Source organism: Mesorhizobium sp. ISC15 (genome assembly GCF_037162615.1).
GTDB classification, from domain to species: domain Bacteria; phylum Pseudomonadota; class Alphaproteobacteria; order Rhizobiales; family Rhizobiaceae; genus Mesorhizobium; species Mesorhizobium mediterraneum.
In genome coordinates this window covers 1,896,910-1,921,284 of the sequence record NZ_JAVSPX010000001.1, presented here as the reverse complement: position 1 = coordinate 1,921,284, position 24,375 = coordinate 1,896,910, and the positions used below count along the sequence as shown (strand labels likewise).

General features: G+C 62.8%; 21 protein-coding genes and 1 pseudogene. 15 read left to right on the top strand and 7 right to left on the bottom strand.

The window, feature by feature from the left end:
* Positions 1 to 82 precede the first annotated feature (82 nt).
* From RPG13_RS09415 to RPG13_RS09360, 12 genes and pseudogenes are all read left to right on the top strand, one after another.
* On the top strand, positions 83 to 682 hold the full coding sequence (locus RPG13_RS09415; protein ID WP_127205425.1) for a VOC family protein: 600 nt from the start codon (positions 83 to 85) through the stop codon (positions 680 to 682).
* A 147-nt stretch (positions 683 to 829) separates the two neighbouring features.
* Positions 830 to 3,124 carry a bifunctional salicylyl-CoA 5-hydroxylase/oxidoreductase gene (locus RPG13_RS09410; protein WP_337124882.1) on the top strand — a complete coding sequence of 765 codons (2,295 nt, stop codon included), beginning with the start codon at positions 830 to 832 and terminating at the stop codon, positions 3,122 to 3,124.
* Positions 3,121 to 3,894 carry an SDR family NAD(P)-dependent oxidoreductase gene (locus RPG13_RS09405; RefSeq protein WP_337124881.1) on the top strand — a complete coding sequence of 258 codons (774 nt, stop codon included), beginning with the start codon at positions 3,121 to 3,123 and terminating at the stop codon, positions 3,892 to 3,894. The genes RPG13_RS09410 and RPG13_RS09405 overlap by 4 nt, the downstream gene beginning before the upstream one ends.
* A complete protein-coding gene (locus RPG13_RS09400) occupies positions 3,888 to 4,358 on the top strand; it encodes a MarR family winged helix-turn-helix transcriptional regulator (RefSeq protein WP_127290159.1) in 471 nt (156 codons plus the stop codon). Before RPG13_RS09405 ends, RPG13_RS09400 begins: the two co-directional genes overlap by 7 nt.
* Positions 4,355 to 5,167, top strand: a complete 813-nt coding sequence (locus RPG13_RS09395; protein WP_337124880.1) for an enoyl-CoA hydratase family protein — start codon at positions 4,355 to 4,357, stop codon at positions 5,165 to 5,167. The genes RPG13_RS09400 and RPG13_RS09395 overlap by 4 nt, the downstream gene beginning before the upstream one ends.
* A 237-nt stretch (positions 5,168 to 5,404) precedes the next feature.
* Positions 5,405 to 6,553 (top strand): acyl-CoA dehydrogenase family protein, encoded by a 1,149-nt coding sequence (locus RPG13_RS09390; protein ID WP_337124879.1) that lies wholly within the window; start codon positions 5,405 to 5,407, stop codon positions 6,551 to 6,553.
* 84 nt (positions 6,554 to 6,637) lie between these two features.
* Entirely contained in the window at positions 6,638 to 7,033 is a 396-nt protein-coding gene (locus tag RPG13_RS09385) for a RidA family protein (protein ID WP_126103810.1), read from the top strand.
* Between the two features lie 357 nt (positions 7,034 to 7,390).
* Positions 7,391 to 8,118, top strand: a pseudogene (locus RPG13_RS09380) (GntR family transcriptional regulator).
* A 171-nt stretch (positions 8,119 to 8,289) separates the two neighbouring features.
* Positions 8,290 to 9,429, top strand: a complete 1,140-nt coding sequence (locus RPG13_RS09375) for an aminotransferase class V-fold PLP-dependent enzyme (RefSeq protein WP_337124878.1) — start codon at positions 8,290 to 8,292, stop codon at positions 9,427 to 9,429.
* Positions 9,430 to 9,529: 100 nt separating this feature from the next.
* Positions 9,530 to 10,327: an ABC transporter substrate-binding protein gene (locus RPG13_RS09370; protein WP_095482971.1), complete on the top strand. Its 798-nt coding sequence runs from the start codon at positions 9,530 to 9,532 to the stop codon at positions 10,325 to 10,327.
* 190 nt (positions 10,328 to 10,517) lie between these two features.
* On the top strand, positions 10,518 to 11,192 hold the full coding sequence (locus RPG13_RS09365) for an amino acid ABC transporter permease (RefSeq protein ID WP_095482972.1): 675 nt from the start codon (positions 10,518 to 10,520) through the stop codon (positions 11,190 to 11,192).
* 67 nt (positions 11,193 to 11,259) lie between these two features.
* On the top strand, positions 11,260 to 12,540 hold the full coding sequence (locus tag RPG13_RS09360; protein WP_337124877.1) for a cysteine desulfurase-like protein: 1,281 nt from the start codon (positions 11,260 to 11,262) through the stop codon (positions 12,538 to 12,540).
* A gap of 42 nt (positions 12,541 to 12,582) precedes the next feature.
* On the opposite strand, the gene RPG13_RS09355 is transcribed toward RPG13_RS09360, so the two are convergent.
* The 5 genes from RPG13_RS09355 to RPG13_RS09335 are packed head-to-tail and all read right to left on the bottom strand — an operon-like array spanning position 12,583 to position 17,865.
* The gene (locus tag RPG13_RS09355) at positions 12,583 to 13,413 is read right to left on the bottom strand and encodes a dipeptide ABC transporter ATP-binding protein (RefSeq protein WP_095482974.1); all 831 of its coding nucleotides are present in this window, start codon (positions 13,411 to 13,413) and stop codon (positions 12,583 to 12,585) included.
* Entirely contained in the window at positions 13,410 to 14,285 is an 876-nt protein-coding gene (locus RPG13_RS09350; RefSeq protein WP_095482975.1) for an ABC transporter ATP-binding protein, read from the bottom strand. Before RPG13_RS09350 ends, RPG13_RS09355 begins: the two co-directional genes overlap by 4 nt.
* A 2-nt stretch (positions 14,286 to 14,287) precedes the next feature.
* Complete coding sequence (locus RPG13_RS09345) at positions 14,288 to 15,205, bottom strand: ABC transporter permease subunit (protein ID WP_095482976.1); 918 nt, start codon at positions 15,203 to 15,205, stop codon at positions 14,288 to 14,290.
* Between the two features lies 1 nt (position 15,206).
* Positions 15,207 to 16,214: an ABC transporter permease subunit gene (locus RPG13_RS09340; RefSeq protein WP_126103814.1), complete on the bottom strand. Its 1,008-nt coding sequence runs from the start codon at positions 16,212 to 16,214 to the stop codon at positions 15,207 to 15,209.
* 58 nt (positions 16,215 to 16,272) lie between these two features.
* On the bottom strand, positions 16,273 to 17,865 hold the full coding sequence (locus RPG13_RS09335; protein WP_095482978.1) for an ABC transporter substrate-binding protein: 1,593 nt from the start codon (positions 17,863 to 17,865) through the stop codon (positions 16,273 to 16,275).
* A 429-nt stretch (positions 17,866 to 18,294) separates the two neighbouring features.
* On the opposite strand from RPG13_RS09335, the gene RPG13_RS09330 reads away from it, so the two are divergent.
* The 3 genes from RPG13_RS09330 to RPG13_RS09320 all read left to right on the top strand — a co-directional run bounded on the left by RPG13_RS09330 (position 18,295) and on the right by RPG13_RS09320 (position 21,614).
* Entirely contained in the window at positions 18,295 to 20,163 is a 1,869-nt protein-coding gene (locus RPG13_RS09330) for a long-chain fatty acid--CoA ligase (protein WP_337124876.1), read from the top strand.
* Positions 20,164 to 20,171: 8 nt separating this feature from the next.
* Positions 20,172 to 20,933, top strand: coding sequence for a class I SAM-dependent methyltransferase (locus RPG13_RS09325; protein ID WP_337124875.1), 762 nt, complete (start codon positions 20,172 to 20,174; stop codon positions 20,931 to 20,933).
* A 183-nt stretch (positions 20,934 to 21,116) separates the two neighbouring features.
* Entirely contained in the window at positions 21,117 to 21,614 is a 498-nt protein-coding gene (locus RPG13_RS09320) for a GNAT family N-acetyltransferase (protein WP_292500489.1), read from the top strand.
* Between the two features lie 152 nt (positions 21,615 to 21,766).
* Here the strand turns inward: RPG13_RS09320 and RPG13_RS09315 are convergent, their stop codons facing one another.
* Both RPG13_RS09315 and pgi read right to left on the bottom strand, forming a co-directional pair.
* Entirely contained in the window at positions 21,767 to 22,489 is a 723-nt protein-coding gene (locus RPG13_RS09315; protein WP_127290139.1) for an HAD family hydrolase, read from the bottom strand.
* Between the two features lie 5 nt (positions 22,490 to 22,494).
* Positions 22,495 to 24,138 (bottom strand): glucose-6-phosphate isomerase, encoded by a 1,644-nt coding sequence (pgi, locus tag RPG13_RS09310; protein WP_127290137.1) that lies wholly within the window; start codon positions 24,136 to 24,138, stop codon positions 22,495 to 22,497.
* Positions 24,139 to 24,375 lie beyond the last annotated feature (237 nt).

Here is a 24,375-nt window from a genome sequence, read left to right as displayed (position 1 = left end):
CAAATCTCATTCGCACGTCGAAGAGCGGGCCTCGGACGTGCGCCCGGCAAGCCACCCACGTCCCGCGAGAAGGATGACTGACATGAGGAATGCTATCCGAAACGCAACGCTTGCGACCGCCGTCCTGGCCAGCATCGGCACTGCTTCCGCCGGCACCATTCCCGGCATGCGCGGGCACGATCACACCGGGGTTACGGTGCCCGACATGAAGCAGGCCGTCGACTTCTTCACCGAGGTCGTCGGCTGCAAGAAGGCGATGTCCTTCGGCCCGTTCGCCGACGACAAGGGCACGTTCATGCAGGATCTGCTGGGCGTCGACCCCAAGGCGGTGATCGAGGAGATCACCCTGGTCCGCTGCGGCTACGGCTCGAATATCGAGCTGTTCAAATACACCGCGCCCGACCAGAGGGACCTGCAGGCCCGCAACAGCGACATTGGCGGCTTCCACATCGCCTTCTATGTCGACGATATCGCTGCCGCGAAAGCCTATCTCGATGAAAAGGGCGTGAAGACGCGGATGGGCCCGCTGCCGGTTACCGAAGGGCCGGCTGCCGGCCAGACCATCCTCTATTTCCAGGCGCCCTGGGGCCTGCAACTGGAAGCGATCAGCTATCCCAACGGCATGGCCTATGAAAAGGACGCGGAGACGGTGCTGTGGAGCCCGAAGAGCCCGGAAAAATAATCCGGGCAAGCGCGTGCTTGCGGGTCTGACCCGCAGGCAGGCCATGGGCATCCGAGGCAGATCGCTTCAATTATGAAACTTCAAGCTTGAAATAATTTATTTCAGGCGCGATACTGACGAATAATAAGCGAAGAGGAGATCGCACGAATGAAGGTTGCGGTTCTCGGCGGCGGACCAGCCGGCCTCTACTTTGCCATCTCGATGAAGCTCAGGGACGCCGCGCACGAGGTGACAGTGTTCGAGCGCAACCGCGCCGACGACACATTCGGCTGGGGCGTCGTGCTGTCGGCCGAAACGCTCGACAATCTGACCAGGAACGATCCGGTCAGCGCCGTATGGATCAAAAAACATTTCGCCTATTGGGACGACATCGCCGTCATTCATGACGGGGTGCGCACGGTCTCGACCGGCCACGGCTTCTGCGGCATCGGCCGCAAGCGGCTGCTCGTCCTGCTGCAGCGGCGGGCGCGTGAGCTTGGCGTGAAGCTGGTCTTCGAGACCGATATCGCCGACCCCAAGCCCTATATGGAGAGCCACGATCTGGTTGTCGCCGCCGACGGCCTGAATTCGAAGGTACGGGGCGCATTCGTCGACGTGTTCAAGCCAGATATCGACACCCGCAAATGCAAGTTCGTCTGGCTCGGCACGCAGCAGAAGTTCGACGACGCCTTCACCTTCGTCTTCGAGAAGACGGAGCATGGCTGGGTATGGGCGCATGCCTACCAGTTCGACAGTGAAACCGCGACCTTCATCGTCGAATGCAACGAGCAGACCTGGGAGCGCTTCGGCTTTGGCGCGATGTCACAGCAAGAATCGATCGCCGTCTGCGAACGGATCTTCGCCAGGCATCTCGGCGGCCACGCGCTGATGACCAATGCCAATCACATCAGAGGTTCGGCCTGGATCAATTTCCCGCGCGTGCTGTGCGAACGCTGGTCCTACAAGAATCTGGCGCTGATGGGCGACGCGGCGGCATCAGCGCATTTCTCGATCGGCTCCGGCACCAAGCTGGCGCTGGAAAGTGCTGCGGCGCTGGCCGACTATGTCGAGTCCGAGCCCGACCTCGAGGCGGCGTTCCGCAAATATGAAGACGCCCGCCGCACCGAAGTGCTGAAGCTGCAGTCGGCAGCGCGCAATTCGCTCGAATGGTTCGAGGAGGTCGAACGCTATCTCGGCCTCGATCCGGTGCAATTCAATTATTCGCTGCTGACCCGCTCGCAGCGCATCAGCCACGAGAATTTGCGGCTGCGCGATGCCGAGTGGCTGGCCGGCGCGGAAGAATGGTTCCAGCGCCAGGCCGGCGCCGGCGGCAACAGTCTTCGTCGCGCGCCGATGTTCGCGCCGTTCCGGCTGCGCGACATGGCGCTGCAGAACCGCATCGTTGTCTCGCCGATGGCGCAGTACAAGGCCGTCGACGGCTGCCCGACCGACTGGCACTTCGCCCATTATGCCGAACGGGCGAAGGGCGGCGCCGGCCTCGTCTATATCGAGATGACCTGCGTCAGCCCGGAAGGCCGCATCACGCCTGGCTGTCCCGGGTTCTACGCACCCGATCATGAGGTCGCCTGGAAACGGCTGGTCGATTTCGTCCATACCGAGACCGAGGCTAAAATCTGCGCGCAGATCGGCCATTCCGGCGCCAAGGGCTCGACCCGGCTCGGCTGGCAAGGAACCGACGTGCCACTGACATCAGGCAACTGGCCTGTGATGGCGGCATCAGCGATAGCATGGTCGCCTGAGAATCAGGTGCCGAAGGCGATGGACCGCGCCGACATGGACAGGGTGCGCGATCAATTCGTCGCTTCGGCCGAGATGGCGGCGCGCTGCGGCTTCGATATGCTCGAAATCCATGCTGCGCACGGCTATCTCCTGTCCTCCTTCATCACGCCGCTGACCAACCGGCGCACGGACGCCTATGGCGGATCTCTCGAAAACCGCATGCGCTATCCGCTGGAGGTCTTCCATGCGGTGCGGGCCGTGTGGCCTGATGAAAAGCCTGTTTCAATGCGCATCTCGGCTAACGACTGGGTCGGCATCGACGGCGTGACGCCAGCCGATGCGGTCGAGATCGCACGGCTGCTGCATGAGGCCGGCGTCGACATCTGCGACGTGTCGGCCGGCCAGACCTCGGCCGACGCAAGACCGGTGTACGGCCGCATGTTCCAGACGCCGTTTTCCGACCGCATCCGCAACGAGGTCGGCATGGCAACCATGGCGGTCGGCAACATCTATGAACCGGACCACGTCAATTCGATCCTGATGGCCGGCCGCGCCGATCTCGTTGCAATGGCAAGGCCGCATCTCGCCGATCCCTACTGGACGCTGCATGCGGCCGTGACACTCGGCGACCGCGGCGTCAAATGGCCGGATCCCTATCTGCCGGGCCGCGACCAGATCTACCGGCTGGCCGAACGCGACGCGGCCGCGGGGCTGAAAGTATGAGTGCCGCCGCGACGATCACAGGACGGCACGCGCTGGTCACCGGCGGCGGCTCCGGTGTCGGCCGCGCCATCGCGCTGGCGCTCGCCGGCGCCGGCATCGACGTGACCATTTGCGGCCGGCGCGAGGCAGCGCTTGCCGAGGTCGCCACGGAAAGCGATCGCATTTTCGGCATCGCCGCCGACGTCACCGATGAGGCGGCAATGGCGTCGCTCTACAGTCAAGCCGAGGCGGCGCGCGGGCCGATCGACATCGTCGTCGCCAATGCCGGCATGTCCGGCAGCGCGCCGGCACAGCGGACCTCGCTCGCGGACTGGCAGCGCACGCTCGACGTCAACCTGACCGGCGCGTTCCTGACAGTGAAACCGGCGCTGGCCGGCATGGCCGCGCGGAAATCAGGCCGTGTCATATTCGTCGCGTCGACGGCCGGGCTAAAGGGCTATCCGTATGTCGCCGCTTACGTTGCCGCCAAGCATGGCGTTGTCGGCCTGATGCGGGCGCTGGCGGTCGAGACCGCCAAATCCGGGATGACGGTCAACGCCATCTGCCCGGGCTTCATCGAAACCGAGATGCTCGAGGAATCCATCCAGCGCATCGTCGAAAAGACCGGCCGCTCGGCCGAAGAAGCAAGGACGAGCCTTGCCTCGAACAACCCGCAAGGCCGCTTCATCCAGCCGGAAGAGGTTGCAGCCGCGGTGCTGTGGCTGTGCGGCGATGCAGCTCACTCGATCACCGGGCAGACGATCTCGATCTCGGGAGGCGAGACATGGTAGCCGGCCCCCTGCCCGCGCCATCCGGACCCGGCAAGGATCGCCTGCGGCTGTGGGTTCGGCTGCTGCGCGCCTCACGCAGCATCGAGGCCGAATTGCGCGAGCGCCTGCGGCAGGAGTTCAACACGACGCTGCCGCGCTTCGACGTGATGGCGGCGCTCTACCGCGTGCCGGAAGGCATGCTGATGAGCGACCTGTCGCGCTTCCTGCTGGTGTCCAACGGCAATGTGACCGGCATCGTCGACCGTCTGGTTTCGGAAGGGCTGGTCGCCCGCGCCCGACGCAATGGCGACCGCCGCACCTCGATGGTGCGGTTGACCGAAGAAGGGTCGAAAGCCTTCAGTGTGATTGCTGCCGCGCATGAAAGCTGGATTGGCGAGCTGCTGGGCAATGTGAGCGAGGACGAGGCGCGCCGGCTGACCGGCATGCTGAACTCCTTCCGCAGCAACTGGGAGGGACGGGAATGACAAAAATGGCCGGCCGCAAGCCGAAGCATTTCCTCTGGCAGGTCGAAGGCAAGGTCGCAAAGATCCGGCTCGACCGGCCGGAGCGCAAGAACCCGCTGACCTTCGAAAGCTATGCCGAGCTGCGCGATATTTTTCGCGACCTCGTCTATGCCGAGGATGTCGATGCGGTGGTGTTCCTGCCCAATGGCGGCAATTTCTGCTCCGGCGGCGATGTTCACGACATCATCGGCCCGCTGGTCAAGATGGACATGAAGGAGTTGCTCGCCTTCACCCGAATGACCGGCGATTTCGTCAAGGCGATGCTGAATTGCGGCAAACCGATCATTGCGGCGGTCGACGGCGTGGCGGTGGGCGCCGGCGCCATCATCGCCATGGCGTCCGATATCCGCATCGCCACGCCGGAAGCCAAGACGGCGTTCCTGTTCACCCGCGTCGGTCTTGCCGGCTGCGACATGGGCGCCTGCGCGATCCTGCCGCGCATCATCGGCCAGGGCCGCGCCGCCGAGCTGCTCTACACCGGCCGCACGATGAGTGCTGAGGAAGGCGAGCGCTGGGGTTTCTTCAATCGGCTGGTCGATGCCGCAGCGCTTGAGGCCGAAGCACTCGACATGGCCGCGCGCATCGCCTCCGGCCCGGCCTTCGCCCACGGCATTACCAAGACGCAGTTGAACCAGGAGTGGTCGATGGGTCTCGACCAGGCGATCGAAACGGAAGCGCAGGCGCAGGCGATCTGCATGCAGACCGGCGATTTCAAGCGGGCGTACGAGGCTTTTGTTGGCAAGCAGAAGCCGGTGTTCGAGGGCAATTGAGGATGTTTTCTTTAATCAAAATGGACACGTTGGCGGGACAGCGCCCCCCTCTGGCCTGCCGGCCATCTCCCCCACTTGGGGGGAGATTGGCAGCTCCACCTGCAGCGCTTCTCCTGCAATGCCGGCGATTGGCGAAAGCAGTGGTGACGTCCAATCTCCCCCCTCGTGGGGGAGATGTCCGGCAGGACAGAGGGGGGCGCCGTGGAGTGCAAGGCCCGAAGCACAGTGGAGGCAGAAATGCCTGACCGGTCCTTCCTCAATTGGCCGTTCTTCGAGAACCGACACCGCGAGCTGGCCGAGCGGCTGGATGCCTGGTGCGGAAAAAACCTGCCGGTCGCGCATGACGATGTCGACGCCGCCTGCCGCGAGCTGGTGGCGAAGCTCGGCCAAGACGGCTGGCTGGAGCCGACGGCGCTCGACATGGACAATCCCGGACCGCTCGACGTGCGCGCGCTCTGCATCACACGCGAGACGCTGGCCCGGCATGACGGACTGGCCGACTTCGCCTTCGCCATGCAAGGGCTCGGCACAGGCGCGCTCAGCCTGTTCGGCACGCCCGAGCAGCAGCGCTGGCTGGCGAAGACACGTGCTGGCAAAACAATTTCCGCCTTTGCGCTATCGGAACCGCGCTCCGGATCTGATGTCGCCAATATGGAGATGACGGCCACGCACGACGGCGACGACTATGTACTGTCAGGTGAAAAGACCTGGATCTCCAATGGCGGCATTGCCGATCTCTACGTCGTTTTTGCCCGCACCGGCGAGGCGCCCGGCGCCAAGGGCCTTTCGGCGTTCATCGTGCCTACAGACATCAAGGGCCTAACCATCGCCGAACGGCTGGAGGTGATCGCGCCGCATCCGCTGGCACGATTGTTCTTCGACAATGTCCGCGTTCCGGCCTCGGCATTGATCGGCAAGCCAGGCGACGGTTTCCGCATCGCCATGTCGGTGCTCGACGTGTTCCGCTCGACGGTCGGCGCGGCGGCACTCGGCTTTGCCCGGCGCGCGCTGGACGAAAGCATCAAAAGAGTGGCCGAGCGCAAACTGTTCGGCGCTGCGATGGTCGAGCTGCAAATGGTGCAGGGTCACATCGCCGACATGGCGCTGGATGTCGATGCCGCCGCCTTGCTGGTCTACCGCGCCGCCTGGACCAAGGATATGGGCGCCACCCGTGTCACCCGGGAAGCGGCGATGGCTAAGCTGTTCGCCACCGACAAGGCGCAGGAGGTCATCGACAAGGCCGTGCAACTGCACGGCGGCGACGGCGTCCGCAAGGGCCACATCGTCGAAAGCCTGTATCGCGAGATCCGTGCGCTCCGCATCTACGAGGGCGCGTCCGACGTGCAGAAGGTGGTCATCGCCAGGCAAGTGATGGGAGCGGCCTGAGGCCGAGCTTGCGACGGAAAATTGGGTGAGCTGGTTTCGAATTTTCCACATTGCGACCGGATTTTGAATATCGGGAGGCTTGATATGCACACCATCTTGCAGCCGGAAGGCTGGGCGAAACCGGTCGGCTACGCCAATGGCGTCGCCGCGCGCGGGCAGCTGATCTTCATCGGCGGCCAGGTCGGTTGGAACGGGCAAGGCCAATTCGAAACCGATGATTTTGTCGGCCAGGTGCGCCAGACGCTTGCCAACATCGTCGCCGTGCTCGCCGAGGCTGGCGCCAGGCCTGAGCATATCACCTCGATGACCTGGTACTTTACCGATAAGGCCGAGTATCTGGCCAACCTCAAAGGGATCGGTGAGGCCTATCGCGAGGTCATCGGCCGGCATTTTCCGGCCATGGCCGCCATGCAAGTCATGGCGCTGGTCGAGGATCGCGCCAAGGTGGAAATCCAGGCGACAGCGGTGATCCCGGACTGACGCCGGCGTGCTTCCCTTCTCCCCTTGTGGAAGAAGGTGGATCGGCGCGTAGCGCCGAGACGGTTGAGGGGTGTTGGACGGAGCGCGGTCGATGCCAAGCTGGAACACCCCTCATCCGACCGAGCTTCGCTCGGCCACCTTCTCCCACAAGGGGAAAAGGGAGAGCCGCAACGCTGGCGCCATTCTTCTCCCCAGTTTCTTCACGGAAGAGAGGGGCTGAGAGAGATTGTCCAAGCGTGCACTCAGCAGCTTGGCTGTATCTGCAATTTGTGATCAGATGATCACATCCGCGCCGGCTGGCCCGATCGCCTGCCGTTTGCACATAGCTTCTGTCGAAACCCAAGGAAACCAAAAATCGTGGCTCTGGGATTTGAACCTGTATCGGGACGCGTGACCGTCCAGGACGGCGTCTACCAGCAGCTTCGGCATGCCTTGATGGTCGGCAGCTTCGATCCGGCCCAGGTGCTGACCATTGCCTCGCTGGCCGAAGCCTTTGGTACTTCGAACATGCCGGTGCGCGAGGCCTTGCGGCGGCTCGCCGCCGAGAACGCGCTGGAGATATCGCAGAACGGCTCGGCCTGCGTGCCGGTCGTCACCCGCGCGCGGCTCGACGACCTCTGCCGGGCGCGCGTCGCCGTCGAAGGGCTGGCGGCCGAACTCGGGGCGCCGCGCCTGACCGCTTCCGATATAGCCACATTGGAGAAGATCACCGCCGACCAGCAGGCGATCGGGCGCAATGGCAGCATCTACGAGCTGATCGCCAAGAACCAGCAGTTCCACTTCACCATCTACCGTGCCTCCGGCTCCGACGTGCTGTTTCAGTTGATCGAGACGCTATGGCTGCGCTTCGGCCCCTATATGCGGCTGCTGTCCAACCATGTCGCGCCTTTGATGCGAGCAGGCACGATGGAGCCGTCGGGGCGGCACACGGCGATCATCGCAGCACTGAAAGATCGCGATTTTGCCCCGCCCGCGAAGAGGTGGTTGCCGACATCAGGACGACGCAAGAGACGCTGCGCGCGATCTGCCCCGACGTGCCGGAAACTAGGCCGGTCGAGTTCGCTGGATTCGGCAAGGCCTCCTGAATCTTCGCTGCGGGTTGAACGCAAGATCGACGCCGGAAAGTGCCGACCCACGACCGCTCGTGGCCGGAAAAATCGTCCCGATCTTCGCTATTGAATCGCATTTCTTCGCGGGCAACGATTGATCCGTATTCCCTTTTGTGATCACATGATCACAGGGAGTAAAAAAACGCAGTGTCTGGTTATTTTCTCTACCATTCGATCGGGACGTTTCCCGGCAAGGCGGAGCGCATGGCTGCTGCCCTGTCGGAATTCTCGGACATCTGGTCGGCGGAAGATGACGGCCAGTGGCCGTCGGGCCTGGCCGCGCGGCAGCGCTTCATCGATGCCTGGGGCGCGCTGATCGATGCGCCACAGGGAACACTGACCACCGCCGAGAACGTCACGTCTGCGCTCTACAGCCTGATCGGCGCTTTGCCGTCCGAGCGCCTGGCAGGAAAGCGCCTGCTGGTTGCGGCCGATTGTTTTCCGAGCCTGCATTTCCTGCTCGCCGGTCTGGCCGACCGCTTCGACTTCGTGCTCGATACGGTGCCGCTGCGGCCCGGCGAGAGCTGGGTGCGCGACGAGGATTTCATCGCCCGCTGGCAGGACGATGTCGGCCTGGCCTTGCTGACCTTCGTCACCTCGACCGCCTCGCATCGCTGCGACTTGGCGCGGCACGCCGCGCATGGTCGGGAGATGGGCAGCATCGTCGGCGTCGACATCACGCAAGGCGTCGGCGTGACGCCCTTCTCGATCGCAAAGACGCCGGTCGATTTCGTCGTCTCGACCTCGCTGAAATGGCTGTGCGGCACTTCGGGCGCCGGCGTCCTGCAGGTGACGCCCGATCTGCTGTCCGTCTGCCGGCCCGAGCTTCGCGGCTGGTTCAGCCAGCCAAACCCATTTTCGTGGGATCTCGACAGCTTCACTTATGCGGACGATGCACGCCGTTTCGACCATGGCACGCCGGCCATCCTGGCCAGCGTCGCATCGCTGCCCGGCCTCGAATGGGTGGCCGAAACGGGCGTCGACGCGATCCGCGCGCAGAACGCCGGCATGACCGAGCGCATCATAGGCTGCGCGCTGGACAATGGCTGGACGGCCCGTTCACCGCTCGATCCAGACCGGCGCGGCGGCAGCGTCATGCTGACCTTGCCGCAAGGCGTCGACCCGGTGAAGACAGTGTCGACGCTGCGCAGTGAGCGACTTTACTGCGACGCGCGCGGCGCGACGCTCAGGCTGTCGCCCGGCATGGTCACCACGGACGACGCGGTGAATGCCTTGCTGGAGCGTCTGCAACAGTTGATCGGCTCGCGGCAACGCCGCGCGTCCTGACTTCAGGCGCCGCCTCGCCTGCAGTGTCCGGAAAATACGGCGCTGAAAGGGGCGGAAGTGAAAAGCGCCACAGGGAGTGGCCGAACCAGAGGGAACGAAAATGAGCTTCACTCGCCGTAATCTGCTTCTTCTCGCTGCCGCCTTCGGCATCGCCGCCGGCCCAGCCACCGCCTATGCCCAAGAGACGCTGAATGTCGGCGCCTATCCGACCAATCCGCCCTTCGAATACAAGAACGAGAGCGGCACCTTCGAAGGTTTTGAAGTCGACATCGTCAACGAGGCGGCCAAGCGCATCGGCATGACCACGGAAATTGCCGATCTCGGATTTCAGGCCCTGTTCGCCGCCACCACGTCGAAGCGCATAGACGTCGCCATCTCGTCGATCACGATCACGCCTGAGCGGCTGAAGTCGCAGGCGTTCTCGCAGCCCTATTATGATTCCGACATGGGTATCGCCGCCAAGGCCGACAGCCCGATCAAGGCCGAGGCCGACCTCAAGGGCAAGATCATCGGCGTGCTGTCCGGCTCGACCGGGGAAGCCTGGACCAAGCAGCACCAGGAGGCCGGCGGGTTCAGCGAGGTAAAGGGTTACGACACGCAGCAGAACCTGCTGCTCGATCTCAGCGCCGGTCGCGTCGACGCCGCGGTCAGCGACATTCCGGGCCTCGAATACTCCTTCACTAGGATGAAGGATCTCGCCGTGAAAGAGCGTATCAAGACCGGCGAGCAGTACGGCCTGATGATGGCCAAGGATCACCCGCTGCTCGGCAAGCTGAACGACGCGCTGACCGCGATGAAGAAGGACGGCACGCTGGCCGCGATCCACAAGAAGTGGTTCGGCAGCGATGCACCCGCCGATTCTTCGACCGTCAAGGAAATGCCGATGCCGAAGGCCTGAGCGGCAGCCGCTGAAATTGTGCCGGCTTTCCACGCCGGCACAATTTCATGGGATAGCGTTGCGCCCCTGCTGGACGCGCAACGGGCGCCTTAGCCCTTCTTTCACGCATGATCCGCTCCGAAGCCGATTTCGGGGTTTCGGAGTCATGCTTTAGCGTCGCGGGACGCCAAATCTTTCGGGAATGCTCCCCATGTCGCTGATCGAAACCTTCTTCAACGCCGATGTCATGATCTCCAGCCTGCCGGCGTTGCTGCGCGGCTTTCTGAACACACTGCTGCTCGGGCTGTTGAGCATCGGCATCGGTATCCCCGTCGGCCTGGCGATCAGTCTGATGCGGCTCTACGCGCCAAAGCCGCTGCGGCTGTTGGCGGTCGGCTATATCGATATTTTCCGGGCGATGCCGGTGCTGGTCGTGCTGATCCTGATCTACTACGCGCTGCCGTTCCTCGGCATACGCCTGTCGTCCTGGACCTCCGCGGTGACGGCATTCGCCATCATCATGGCGGCCTATTCGGCCGAAGTGTTCCGTTCCGGCATAGAAAGCATTCCGCGCGGCCAGTTCGAGGCGGCGCAGGCACTCGGCCTGCCGTTTTTACTGACCTTGCGCAAGGTGGTGCTGCCGCAAGCGATCCGTGTGGTCATTCCGCCGATGACCAGCAACTGCGTTTCGATGTTCAAGGATACGTCGCTCGCCTCCACCGTGGCGCTGCCCGAACTACTGAAGGAAGCGACCAACGCGCAGTCGCTCTACGCCAACCCCTCGCCTCTGATCGGCGCGGCACTGGTCTATCTCCTCTTTCTCTGGCCGATGGTCCGTCTCGTCAGCCTGCTGGAACGTCGCTTCAAAACCGAAAAGACCCGCTGACGTCACCAGTTTCCCATCTGTCAATTCTCGCTCCCCCCATCTGTCAGGCACTTCGCAGGAGACCATCTTGAACAAGCATCAGATCCACAATGCGAGCGACGTCTCCGCAGCCTTCCCGGTCGACACGATCCGCGCCATGTTTCCAGCCCTGCGGCAGGCCGGCGACTTCATCTTCATGGACAATGCCGCCGGTGCGCAGATCCCGCAAAGCGTGCTCGACGCGGTGACCAACCATCTGGTCGCGCATAATGTGCAGCGTGGCGGCCGCTACGGCCGCAGCGTCGCAGTCGATCAAGCGATCGCCGACGCGCGTGAAAGCGTGGCGCTGCTGATCAATGCCTATAGTCCTGCGGAAATCTGTTTCGGCATGAACGCCACCTCGTTCATCCGTCTCGTCAGCCTCGGCATCGGCCAGATGCTTCAGGAGCGTGACGAGATCGTCATCACCGACATGGACCATGACGCCAACATCGCCACCTGGCTGGCGCTGGAGTCGGCCGGCGCGAAATTCAAATGGTGGCGGATGCGCGACGACGGTAATCTCCATGTCGACGATCTTCGCCCGCTGGTCTCCGACCGGACCCGGCTCGTCGCCTGCACGGTGACGGCGCATTCGATCGGCTCGATCGTTGATGTCGCTTCAGTGGCTGATATTGCGCATGCGGCGGGTGCCGAAGTGTTCGTCGACTGCGTGCATTACGGGCCGCACGGGCTGATCGACGTGCAGGCCTGGGATTGCGACTATCTGGTCTGCTCCGGCTACAAGAATTTCTCGCCGCATATGGGCTTCCTGTGGGGCCGCTTCGAGACGCTGAGGCGGCTGCCGACTTTCCGCGAGGATTTCATTCCCGACGAGCCGCCCTACAAGGTCGAGGCCGGCACCTTCATTTACGAGAACGTCTCCGGCATGGATGCCGCGGTGCGCTATCTCGAATCGATCGGCCGCAATTTTGCGCCAGCGAACAACCGGTCGCGGCGTGACAATCTCGTCGCCGGCATGAACGCCATCCGCGACTATGAGCTGATGCTGGCGCGCGAAATGCTCGGCGTGCTCAAGGATTGCGGCGCGACGATCTATGGCGTCGCCGACGAAGCCCGCCTCAACGAGCGCGTGCCGACCTTCTGCTTCAACATCGGCACGCTGTCGCCGCAAATGATCGTCGAGGCCATGGCCGAGATGCAGATCGGCATCCGCGACGGTCACATGTATGCGCCGCGGCTGATGAAGCGCCTGAACCTCAGCATGGACAGCGGCGCCATCCGCGCCTCGCTGGTCCATTACAACACTGTCGAGGAAGTCCGGCGCTTCGGCGAGGTGTTGCGCGTCGTCATCGCCCGGCTGTCCTGATCGGAGTCGAAATACGCTTGCCTGCGTGCCGCGGTCGCCGCGTCAGGCGGCCTTCTTCTTCGCCAGCCTCGCCTTGATGCTGGCGACGTCGGCTCGCGGCGTCGCCGCAAACAGCGTCTTGGTGTAGCTGTGCTTGGGGTCGGCAAAGACCTCGTCGCGCGAGCCGTATTCGACGGCCTCGCCGTAATACATGACCATCACGTCGTCGGCGATGTAGCGCACCACCGACAGGTCGTGGCTGATGAAGACATAGGTAAGCTTGAACTCGTCCTGCAGGTCGGCGAGCAGGTTGAGCACCTGCGCCTGCACCGACAGGTCGAGCGCCGAGACCGGCTCGTCGAGCACCAAAAGGCTCGGATTGAGCATCAGCGCGCGGGCAATGGCGATGCGCTGGCGCTGGCCGCCCGAAAACATGTGCGGGTAACGGTTGTAATGCTCCGGTCCGAGGCCGACCTTCTTCAGCATCCTCATGGCGAGATCGCGCCGTTCGTTGGCCGGCGTGTCGGTGTTGATGAGCAGCGGCTCGCCCAGCACGTCGCCGATCTTCTGGCGCGGATTGAGCGAACCGTACGGGTTCTGGAAGACGATCTGCACCTTGCGGCGCATCTCCTTCGACAGCCCATCCTTGGCGATATCGACCTTTTTGCCGTCGATGAAGAGCTCACCCGCCGTCGCCGGATCGATCAGCGTGATGATGCGAGCGAGCGTTGACTTGCCGCAGCCGCTTTCGCCGACGATGGCGAGCGTCTTGCCCTTGTCGACGCTGAACGAGACGCCCTTGACCGCGTGAACCGTGCGCGAGGGACGAAACAGGCCGCCCCCGACATGATAGTCGCGCACGATGTTCTTGCCTTCGAGAACCGTCACGCTCATGACGCGGCTCCCGTTGCAGACCCGGTTCCCGCAGCCGAGGGGGCTGGTTCAAACAGCATGTCGGAAATGGTCGGCAGCCGGTCGCCGACGGCGTTCTCCGGCAGCGCCGACAGGAGCGCGCGGGTATAGTTGCTCTTCGGCTGCTCGAATAGCGACAGAACGTCGGCCTCTTCCATCTTGCGGCCCTTGTACTGGACGATCACGCGGTCGGCGGTCTCGGCCACCACGCCCATATTGTGGGTGATCATGATCAGGCCCATGCCGTATTTGGCCTGCAGACCGACCAAGAGGTCAAGGATCTGCTTCTGGATGGTGACGTCGAGCGCGGTGGTCGGCTCGTCGGCGATCAGCAGCTTCGGATTGCAGGCGATGGCGATGGCGATCATGACCCGCTGGCACTGGCCGCCCGACATCTGGTGCGGGAACGAATTCAGCCGCTCTTCCGGATCGGCAATGCCGACCAGCTTCATCAGCTCGATAGCGCGGGCCCGGCGCTGGGCGCGGTCCATGCCCATATGGAAGCGCAGCACCTCCTCGATCTGGAAGCCGGCGGTGAAGCATGGATTGAGACTGGCGATCGGCTCCTGGAAGATCATCGAGATGTCCTTGCCGACGATCTTGCGGCGCTCGGACGGACTGAGCTCAAGCAGGTCGATACCGTCGAACGCCATGCGGTCGGCCTTCACCGTCGCCGTATTCGGCAAAAGCCCCATCACCGCCAACATCGCCACCGATTTGCCGGAGCCGGATTCACCGACGATCGCCAACACCTCGCGCGGCTCGATCGACAGGTCGATGCCTTGCACAGCCATGAACGGTCCGGCGGCAGTATCGAAAGAGACCGTAAGGTTCTTGATTTCGAGAAGAGGCATGATCACGACCTCTTCAGCTTGGGGTCGAAGGCATCGCGCAGGCCATCGCCGATCAGGTTGATGGCAAGCACGGTAATGAGGATGGCGAGGCCGGGGAAGGTCACCACCCATGGCGCGCGCAGGATGAACTCGCGTGCCGTGGCCAGCATCGTGCCCCATTCCGGCGTCGGCGGCTGCGCGCCGACGCCGAGGAAGCCGAGAGCCGCGGCCTCGAGAATGGCGTTGGAGAAGGACAGCGTCGCCTGCACGATCAGCGGTGCCATGCAGTTCGGCAAGATCGTCTTCACCATCAGCCTGAGATGACTGGCACCGGCCACCTTGGCGGAGATCACATATTCACGGTTCTTTTCGGCCATTACCGCCGCGCGCGTGAGCCGCGCGAAATGCGGCTGCAGCACGAGCGCAATCGCCAGCATGGCGTTGAACAGGCCAGGTCCGAGGATCGCCACCAGAACCAGAGCAAGAAGCAGCGACGGGAAGGCCAGAATGACGTCCATGACGCGCATGATCAGCGTATCGACCCAGCCGCGGAAATAGCCGGCGAGCACGCCGAGGATGATGCCGCTGGTCAGCGAGAAAACCACGACGACCAGACCGATGAACAGCGAGAACCGCGCCCCGAAAATCAGCCGCGAAAGCATGTCGCGGCCAACAGCGTCGGTGCCCAGAAGAAACATCGATTTGCCGCCCTCCTGCCAGACCGGCGGCGTCAGCAGCGCATCGCGAAACTGCTCGTCAGGCGAATGCGGCGCGACCAGCGGCGCGAAAATCGCGATCAGCACCAGAGCCGAGAACACGACCAGGCCGATGACGGCGCCGGTGTTCATCGAGTAGTAATGCCAGAACTCGGTGAAGGCACGTTGCCGACCGCCGGTCGGAATGGAGGCGGCGGTGGCTTCTGCCGTGGTTTGGTCGGTCATCTCACTGCACCCGGATACGTGGGTTGATGACGGCGTAGAGCACGTCGACGATCAGGTTCACCGCCATGACAATCAGCGCGATGATCAGCAAGCCGCTCTGGACGACGACATAGTCGCGCTTGGCGATCGCGTCGATCATCCACTTGCCGATGCCGGGCCAGGAAAAGATCGTTTCGGTCAGAATGGCGCCGGCCATCAGCGTGCCGACCTGCAGGCCGATGGTGGTGACGACGGGGATCAGCGCATTGCGAAAAGCGTGGAGCCCGATAACGCGGCGCGGCGCCAAGCCCTTGGCGCGGGCGGTGCGGACGTAGTCCTCGCCCAGCACCTCCAGCATCGCCGACCGCGTCTGGCGCGCTATGACGGCGAGCGGAATCGTCGCCAGCACGATTGCCGGCAGGACCAGATGACTGGCGGCGGACCTGAAAGCGCCGCTCTTGCCGGAGATCAGGCTGTCGATCAGCATGAACCCCGTCGTCGGCTTGAAGAAATATTGAAGGCCAATGCGGCCGGAAACCGGTGTCCAGCCGAGATAGCCGGAGAAGAATATGATGAGCAGCAGCCCCCACCAGAAGATCGGCATCGAATAGCCGGTCAGCGCCACGCCCATCGTCGCCTGGTCGAACCATGATCCGCGCTTGACCGCGGCGAAGATGCCGGCGGGAATGCCGATGAGCACAGCGATGATCAGCGCGATCGTCGCCAGTTCCAGCGTGGCGGGAAACAGTGCCTGGAATTCACCGAGCACCGGCCGCTTGGTGGCGATCGATATGCCGAAGTCGCCGGTCAGGACCCTGCCGATATACTCCAGATACTGGATGACATAAGGCCTGTTATAGCCAAACCGCTCGACAAGCTCCGCGTAGCGTTCGGGGCTGACGCCACGCTCGCCAGCCAGGGCCATGATCGGGTCGCCCGGCAGAAGCCGGACGAAAGCGAACGCCGCCAGCGATATGCCGAACACGGTCGGGATGATTAGGGCGAGCTTGTGGAGGAGATAGCGGAGCATCTTACTTCATAGAACGGCGGCGCCGGAAGTCCAGCGCCGCCGTCCAATTTCTCAGGAGTTACTCGGTGACGTCGACGCCGTCAAACCGATGAATGCCGAGCGGATCCATGACGAAGCCCGAAACCTTCTTGTTCATCGGCATGAAGACCTTGGAATGGGCGATGGTCAGCCACGGCGCCTCACGCTTGAACACGACCTGAGCCTCCTCGTAGATCTTGGTGCGCTCGGCGACATCAGTGGTCGCCTTGCCTTTCTGCAACAGGGCTTCGAACTCCTGGTTGCACCAGATCGCATAGTTGGACTGGCCGATGGCATCGCAGCCGAGCAGGAACAGGAAGTTGTCCGGATCGCCATTGTCGCCGGTCCAGCCGAGCTGGAAGGCGCCGTCACGATCCTTCTGCTTGCCGCGTTCGCGATACTCGGTCCATTCGTAGCTGACGATCTCGGCCTTGACGCCGATCTTGGCGTAGTCGGCCTGGATCAGTTCCGCGACTCTTTGAGCGTTCGGATTGTACGGGCGGCTGACCGGCATTGCCCAGATCTTCATCGAGAGATCCTTGACGCCGGCGTCGGCCAGCATCTTTTTGGCCGCGTCCGGATCGTACGGATCGTCCTTGATGTCCTTGTTATAGGACCACATCGTCGGCGGGATCGGGTTGATGGCCGCCTGGCCAGCGCCCTGATAGACCGCATCGAGAATGGCCTGCTTGTTGACGGCCATGTTGAGGGCCTTGCGGACCTCGACCTTGTCGAAGGGCGGCAGCGTGGTGTTGTAGGCCATGTAGCCGATGTTCAGGCCTTCCTGCTCGTCGACCTTGAGGTTTGGGTCAGCCTGCAGGCCGGCGATGTCGGCCGGCGCCGGGTACGACATGATATCGCATTCGCCTGCCTTCAGCTTCTGCGCGCGCACGGCCGGATCGGTCGTGATGGCGAAGATCAAATCGTCGATCTTCTGGCGGCCGCCATAATAGCCGTCCCATGCCGCATAGCGCACGACCGCATCGACCTGGTAGTCGACGAACTGGAACGGACCGGTGCCGATCGGCTTCTGGGTGAATTGCTGCCTGGTGCCGGCCTTGTCGAGCTGGTCGGCATATTCCTTGGAGACGATCGATGCGAAATCCATGCCGAGGTCCGGCAGGAAAGCGACTTCAGGCTTGTTCAGCACGAATTTCACCGTCAGGTCGTCAACCTTGACGATTTCCTTGAGAAGATCCGGGAAGCCCATGCCGGTGAAATATTCCCAGCCGGTGCCTTCCAGATAGCTGAACCACGGGCTTTCCTTCTTCCACTGGCGTTCGAAGGAGAAGATCACGTCGTCGGCATTGAGGTCGCGCGTCGGCGTGAAATAGTCGGTGGTCTGGAACTTCACGCCGGGCCGAAGCTTGAACGTGTATTCGAGACCGTCGTCGGAAACCGTCCAGCTCTCGGCGAGGCCGGGCGCGATGGTGGTCTTGCCGTGTTCGAACTCGACCAGGCGCGAATAGATAGTGCGCGACGACGCGTCGAAGTCGTTGCCACCGCTCCACGGCGATGGGTCGAAGCCGGCCGGCGACGCCTCCGAGCAGTAAACCAATTGCTTCGCATTGGCCATGCCGCCGAGGACGCTTGCGGCCAGCAACGCGGCCGCAAAAGTCAGTTTCTTTTTCATGGAGGACTCCCTGATGTTCTTCCAAGCCCCTCTTCAGGCTCGCGAAGCGCGCATATAAGCATCGTTTTTCCGGCTTTGGAACACCCCGTTTGCTTACCCCATGGGAAGCAGAATTTAATTCTTCACTTTCACAAAAAGCGAGAATTAAATGTCAATTTCAGCCGATCACGGTATTATTAACGATTGCATTTTTTTATTATCTTTAACGCGACCGATAGCAAGGAACCGCGACCTTCGGCCTGTCGTTGGCGCGGAAGGTTTTCTTTCCCGTCTTGCCGCAGGGGCAGACTTGCACGGCTGCCGATAGTCGCAATACATAGATGGCATGTTGGATTTCCTGGATGCCGGCAACAGCGGAGGGACGTCTCTGTCATTCGGAGACGACGCGGCGGGCAAGCAGAGACAATAAGAACACCGAGGGAGGGACAGGTGGCAAAAACACCAAGGACGACGGCACCAGCGAAAGCGAAGGGCAAAGCTGCCGCAAAACCGGCCAGCCCCGACAAGCCAAAATCGCCGCCCACCAAAGCCGTTGCCGCGGTCAAGCCGAAGGCGGCAGCGACAACGGCTTCATCGGGGTCGAAGCCGGGTTCGGCCAGGAGATTGCCGAAAGCGCCTGCCGCTCGATTGCCGGAAAAGCCTTGGCTCAAAAGCTATCCGAAAGTCGTTCCGGCCGAGATCGGCGCCTTACCCTTCGGCTCCATCGGCGATCTGCTCGCCGACGTCTGCAAGCAGTATGCCGGCAGGCCCGCTTTCACCTGCATGGGCAAGACCATCAGCTATGCGGAAGTCGAGAGGCAATCGGCCGCCTTCGGCGCCTATCTGCAATCGACAGGGCTGCAGAAAGGCGCGCGCGTCGCGCTGATGATGCCGAACGTGCTGCAATATCCGGTGGCGATGATGGCAGTGCTGCGCGCCGGCTATGTCGTGGTCAATATCAACCCGCTCTATACGCCGCGCGAGCTGGAACATCAGCTCAAGGATTCCGGTGCGCAAGCCATCGTCATTCTCGAGAACTTCGCCAACACCTTGCAGGCGGTGATCGCCAAGACGGCGGTCAAGCATGTCGTGGTTGCGGCGATGGGCGACATGCTTGGCGGCCTGAAAGGGACGATCGTCAATTTCGTCGTGCGCCGCGTGAAGAAGATGGTGCCGGCCTGGTCGCTGCCGGGCCATGTCAAGTTCAACGCCGCGTTGAAGGCAGGCGCCAGCGTGAACTTCAAGCCGGCGAAGGTCGCAGCCGACGATATCGCCTTCCTGCAATATACCGGCGGCACCACGGGCATCTCGAAAGGCGCGGTGCTGCTGCACAGCAACGTGCTGGCCAATGTCGCGCAGAACGCGCTTTGGGTCGAAGACGCCTACACGGTCAAGCCGAAACCGGCGCATCTCAACTTCATCTGCGCGCTGCCGCTCTATCATATCTTTGCGCTGACGGTGAACGCGTTTATGGGCATGCAGATGGGCGGCCGGAACATACTCATTCCCAATCCGCGCGACATTCCAGGCTTCGTCAAGGAACTCGGCAAATACCCGATCCACATCTTTCCGGGCCTCAACACGCTGTTCAACGCGCTGCTCAACAATGAGGATTTCCGCAAACTCGACTTCAAGCCGCTGATCCTGACGCTGGGTGGCGGCATGGCGGTGCAGAAGGGTGTCGCCGAACGCTGGAAGACGCTGACCGGCTGCCCGGTCACCGAGGGCTACGGGCTTTCGGAAACCTCACCGGTGGCTACCGCCAACACATTCAGCGATGGCAACTTCACCGGCACGATCGGCCTGCCGCTGCCGTCCACCGAGATCGCCATCCGCGACGACGATGGCAATGATTTGCCGCTCGGCGAGGTCGGCGAGATCTGCATCCGCGGACCGCAAGTGATGGCCGGTTATTGGAACCGGCCGGACGAGACCGCCAAGGTGATGACCAAGGATGGTTTCTTCAAGTCGGGCGACATGGGCTTCATGGACGAGCGCGGCTACACCAAGGTCGTCGATCGCAAGAAGGACATGATCCTTGTGTCCGGCTTCAACGTCTATCCGAACGAACTCGAGGAAGTCGTGGCCCTGCATCCGGGCGTGCTCGAAGTGGCGGCGATCGGCGTGCCGGACGAGCATTCGGGCGAAGTGCCGAAGCTGTTCGTCGTCAAGAAGGACCCGTTGCTGACCGCTGAAGTGCTGACGGTCTATTGCCGCGAGAACCTCACCGGCTATAAGCGGCCAAAATACATCGAGTTTCGGACCGAACTGCCGAAGACGCCGGTGGGCAAGATCCTGCGGCGGGCGTTGCGGGGATAGGCGCGATTTTGGACGATTGCCTTGCCAGTGGTGAAGCGGTCGACCCGCGTTGCCGTCCCGACCCGATTGCGTTCATCAGGGCGAACATGCGCCTGATGCCGGTGCCTTCGCTTCCCGAAATCCGGCTTTACACGGCTCATCCGGGAAGCGGCCTCAGACGGCTCGCCGATCCGGAAGAAGTAATCGATCTGGAAGGACAAGGGTTCGAGCCGGGGGAGCCGGAAGAAGAAGCGAAAGCCGACGAGAACGAACCGCAGCCACCCTATTGGGCCTATGCCTGGGCCGGCGGCACGGTGCTCGCCCGCTACATAATCGACCAGCCGCAGGCCGTGGTGGGTCGCCGCGTGCTCGACCTCGGCGCCGGTTCGGGGCTCGTCGGCATCGCCGCGGCAAAGGCCGGTGCCAGCGACGTGATCGCCGCCGAAATCGATCGCAACGGCGTTGCCGCGCTCGGCCTCAATGCCATGGCGAACGGCGTCACGATCACCGTTATCGACAATGATATCACCACGGGGCCGCCACCTGCGGTCGACCTCGTTCTCGCGGGCGATGTGTTTTACGGCCGCGAGGTTGCTCGTCGGGTCACCCCGTTTTTCGATCGCTGCCTGGCAGCCGGTATCGAGGTGCTGGTCGGCGATCCCCGTCGCACAGACTTGCCGCTGTCCCGGCTGCGGTTGCTCGCCGAATATCGGGTGCCGGATTTCGGCGACGCGAAGGGTGCCGCGAGCAAGCCGAGCGGCGTCTTTCGCTTCGAGCCTGAAGATCGCTAGCGCTAGATCGAAACCCCATCACGCTAAATGAGCGGGATCGCGCCATTGCGGTCGTTCAGTTTCGAAGGATCGCATGACCGATCTGACCCTGAGCAGTGACTGGCTCAATCCCTGATTGGAAGATCCTACTGGACCGCGGCCGGAATCGACCGCAGAGTGGAACGACAGGGGAGGAGGGCTGTCGTGACCGACGAGGTGACAATTCGTGAACTCAATGGGCTCGATGAGATGCTGTCGATCTATCCAGTGTTCCGGCAGGGCAACTCGCATCTAGACGAAGCCGCGTTTCGTGAACGACTCTCGGCGATGCTCGCTCAGGGCAATTACCGCTGCATCGCGGCTTATATCGGCGATCGGCTGGTGGGTCTCTCCGGCTTCTGGACGGGCATTCAGCTTTGGTGCGGGAAGTACATCGAAGCCGACCACGTGGTGGTCGACACGACGCTACGCAGCCTTGGCACAGGCACCAAGCTGATGGCGTGGATCGAGGCGGAGGGCGAGCGGACTGGATGCGCTGTCTTCCGTATTGCCATGGTGCTTGGAAAGGAACGCACGCGCCAGTTTTACGCTCGAAACGGCTTCTTTGATGATGGTCTTCTCATGGTGAAGGCCCTGAGCAGAGGCGCCGCGGAGTTCCCGGAGTATGTATCGCGACCTGCCGAGCCAGGCTTGCGGGTCTAGCGGTTCGCAACCATCCTTTCGGGTGTCCGCTTCTGGCGCAACGTGCCCGTTCTGGCAGATGAGCCAGCGGCAACTTTCCACCCATCTCGACATTGGCGGGAAAGCCCAGGTTGATTTGAGTTTTGCCCCGGCCTTGCCAGTCAGTTGGCCAGTCAGGTCGTCTCCTTGACCCGCGCCGAAAGAAAGTCGGGCAGATCGGCAACCGAATCCAGAATGACGTCGGCGATCTGCGACAGCGATTCCCGCGTGCCGGTGCCGGAGAGCACGCCGATTGCCAGACCGCAGCCGCCGGCCCGCGCCATCTCCAGATCGTGGCGATTGTCGCCGACCATGGCGATCGCGGCAGGCCTCAGGCCGGTCAGGTCGCAGAAGGCAAGGATCGTATCCGGCGCCGGTTTCGGATTGGCCACCGCGTCGTAACCATAGGCGGCGTCGAACAGCTGCGCGACGCCCAGCGTCAGCAATGTCTTTTCCGCGCCGGTGGTCGAATCGTTGGTGGCGACGCCGAGCCGATAGGCTTTCCTGTGAAGAACGCCGAGCGTCTCGACGATGCCCGGCAGCGCCACCGCCATCGCCGAGCCCTGCATGGAGGTGATCTCGTTGAAGCGGGCGACGGCAAGCATCTGGTCTTCGTCGGACAGGCGCGGAAACCAAAGCTCGACGACATCCATGTTGGTGCCGGAGGCAAAGATGGAGTCGGGCTTGAAGCGTTTGGTGGCGAAATCGTAGCCCGCCGCGGCAAGCAGCCTGTCGGCCTTCCAGCGGTCGCCCTCCGACGCATCCATCGCCATGAAATCGGCAACGCCGAGCCATGTCGCATTGAAGTCGACAAGCGTGCCGTCCTTGTCGAACAATATTCCCTTGATCTCGGCCAAGCCGCTTACTCCGATCCGCGCAATCGGTGGATGTGTCCCACCAGCCCAGCGGTCGACGCGTCCCGCTTTGCGGCATTCTCCTTGCCTTCCACGACAGGCAGCAGCCCGGTCGCCAGTTCCTTGCCCAGCTCGACACCCCATTGGTCGAAGGAATTGATGTTGAAGAGCGTGCCCTCGACGAAGACGCGGTGCTCATAGAGCGCGATCAGCCGCCCGAACGTATGCGGATCGAGTTGTCTGTAGAGGATCGTCACCGAGGGTCGGTTGCCGGAGAAGACGCGGTGCGGGGCGATCCTGTCGACCTCGGCCGGCGTCATGCCTTTTGCCAGCATCTGCGCGCGTGCTTCCTCAAGCGTGCGGCCCTTCATGAAGGCTTCCGACTGCGCCAGGCAGTTGGCGAGCAACAGATCGTGGTGATGCTTGAGGCCCGGCTCATGGCCGATTGCCGCGGCTAGGAATTCGACCGGGATGAAATCGGTGCCCTGGTGCAGCAGCTGGAAGAAGGCGTGCTGGCCGTTGGTGCCGGGTTCACCCCAGACCAGCGGGCCCGTCGGAGTGGTCACAGCGCCGCCGTCGAGGGTGACGCTCTTGCCGTTCGATTCCATGTCGAGCTGCTGTAGATAGGCCGGCAGCCGGGACAGACGCTGGTCGTAGGGAATGACCGCGCGGGCGGGATATTTGCAGATCACCCGGTGCCACCAGCCGATCAGCCCCATCAGCACCGGCAGGTTGCTGGCCAGCGGCGCCGTCTGGAAATGTTCGTCCATCGCATGAGCGCCATCGAGAAATTCGCGAAAATTCTTCGGGCCGACGGCGATCATCACCGGCAGGCCGATCGCGCCCCACACCGAATAGCGGCCGCCGACCCAGTCCCAGAAGCCGAAGACGCGGTCGGACGCGATCCCGAATTTGGCCACCAGGTCCAGCGCCGTCGAGACGGCGGCGAAATGCTTGCCGACCGCTTCCTGGCCGAGCGCCTTCTGCACCCAGTCGCGCGCCGTCTCGGCATTGGTCATCGTCTCGACAGTGGTGAAGGTCTTCGAAGCGATGATGAACAGCGTGGTTTCGGCGGAAAGGCCCTTCAGCGTGTCGTGGATATGGGCGCCGTCGATGTTGGACACGTAATGCGTGCGCGGCCCATCGTGATAGGGCGCCAGCGCCAGCGTTGCCATGGCCGGGCCAAGGTCGGACCCGCCGATGCCGATGTTGACGATGTCGGTGATCTTCTTGCCGGTGGCGCCGGCCGCCTTGCCGGAGCGCACGGCATCGGCGAAGGCGCCCATCGCGTCGAGCACGGCGACGACTTCCGCCTTCACGTCCTGGCCGTCGAGCACGATGCCCTTGCCGTTCAGGTTGCGCAGCGCGGTGTGCAGCACGGCGCGGCCTTCGGTGACATTGATCTTCTTGCCCGAGAACATCGCGGCGCGCCGGCCTTCGAGATCGGCGGCTCCCGCCAGCTTCTCAAGCAGATCCATCGTCTGCGCATCGACCGCGCATTTCGACCAGTCGAGCAGCAGGTCGCCGTCGGTGGCGGAGAATTTTTCGAAGCGCTGCGGATCAGCCGCGAAAGCCTCGCGCATGCTGCCTGATTTGGCCGCACGGTGAGCGCGCAGGGCGTCGAGCTGTTTTTGAAAGGACGATTGATCCACTGGCTTGCTCCAAAGTCTTTGATGCCAACATAACAGGCCGGATGTTTCCGGCGCGTGTCGTCGCGGCAAACTATCTAGCCGAAATCCACTGGTTTCAATGCGCAGCGATGACGCACTGCGTCACGCCGGGAATGACGCAGTGCGTGACCCGGGGATGCCGCAGCGCAGCGAAGGATCACTGGCGTAAATCCCAACGATCAGAAAAATTGATTGGCGCAACGCCTTGTGCCACCGGTA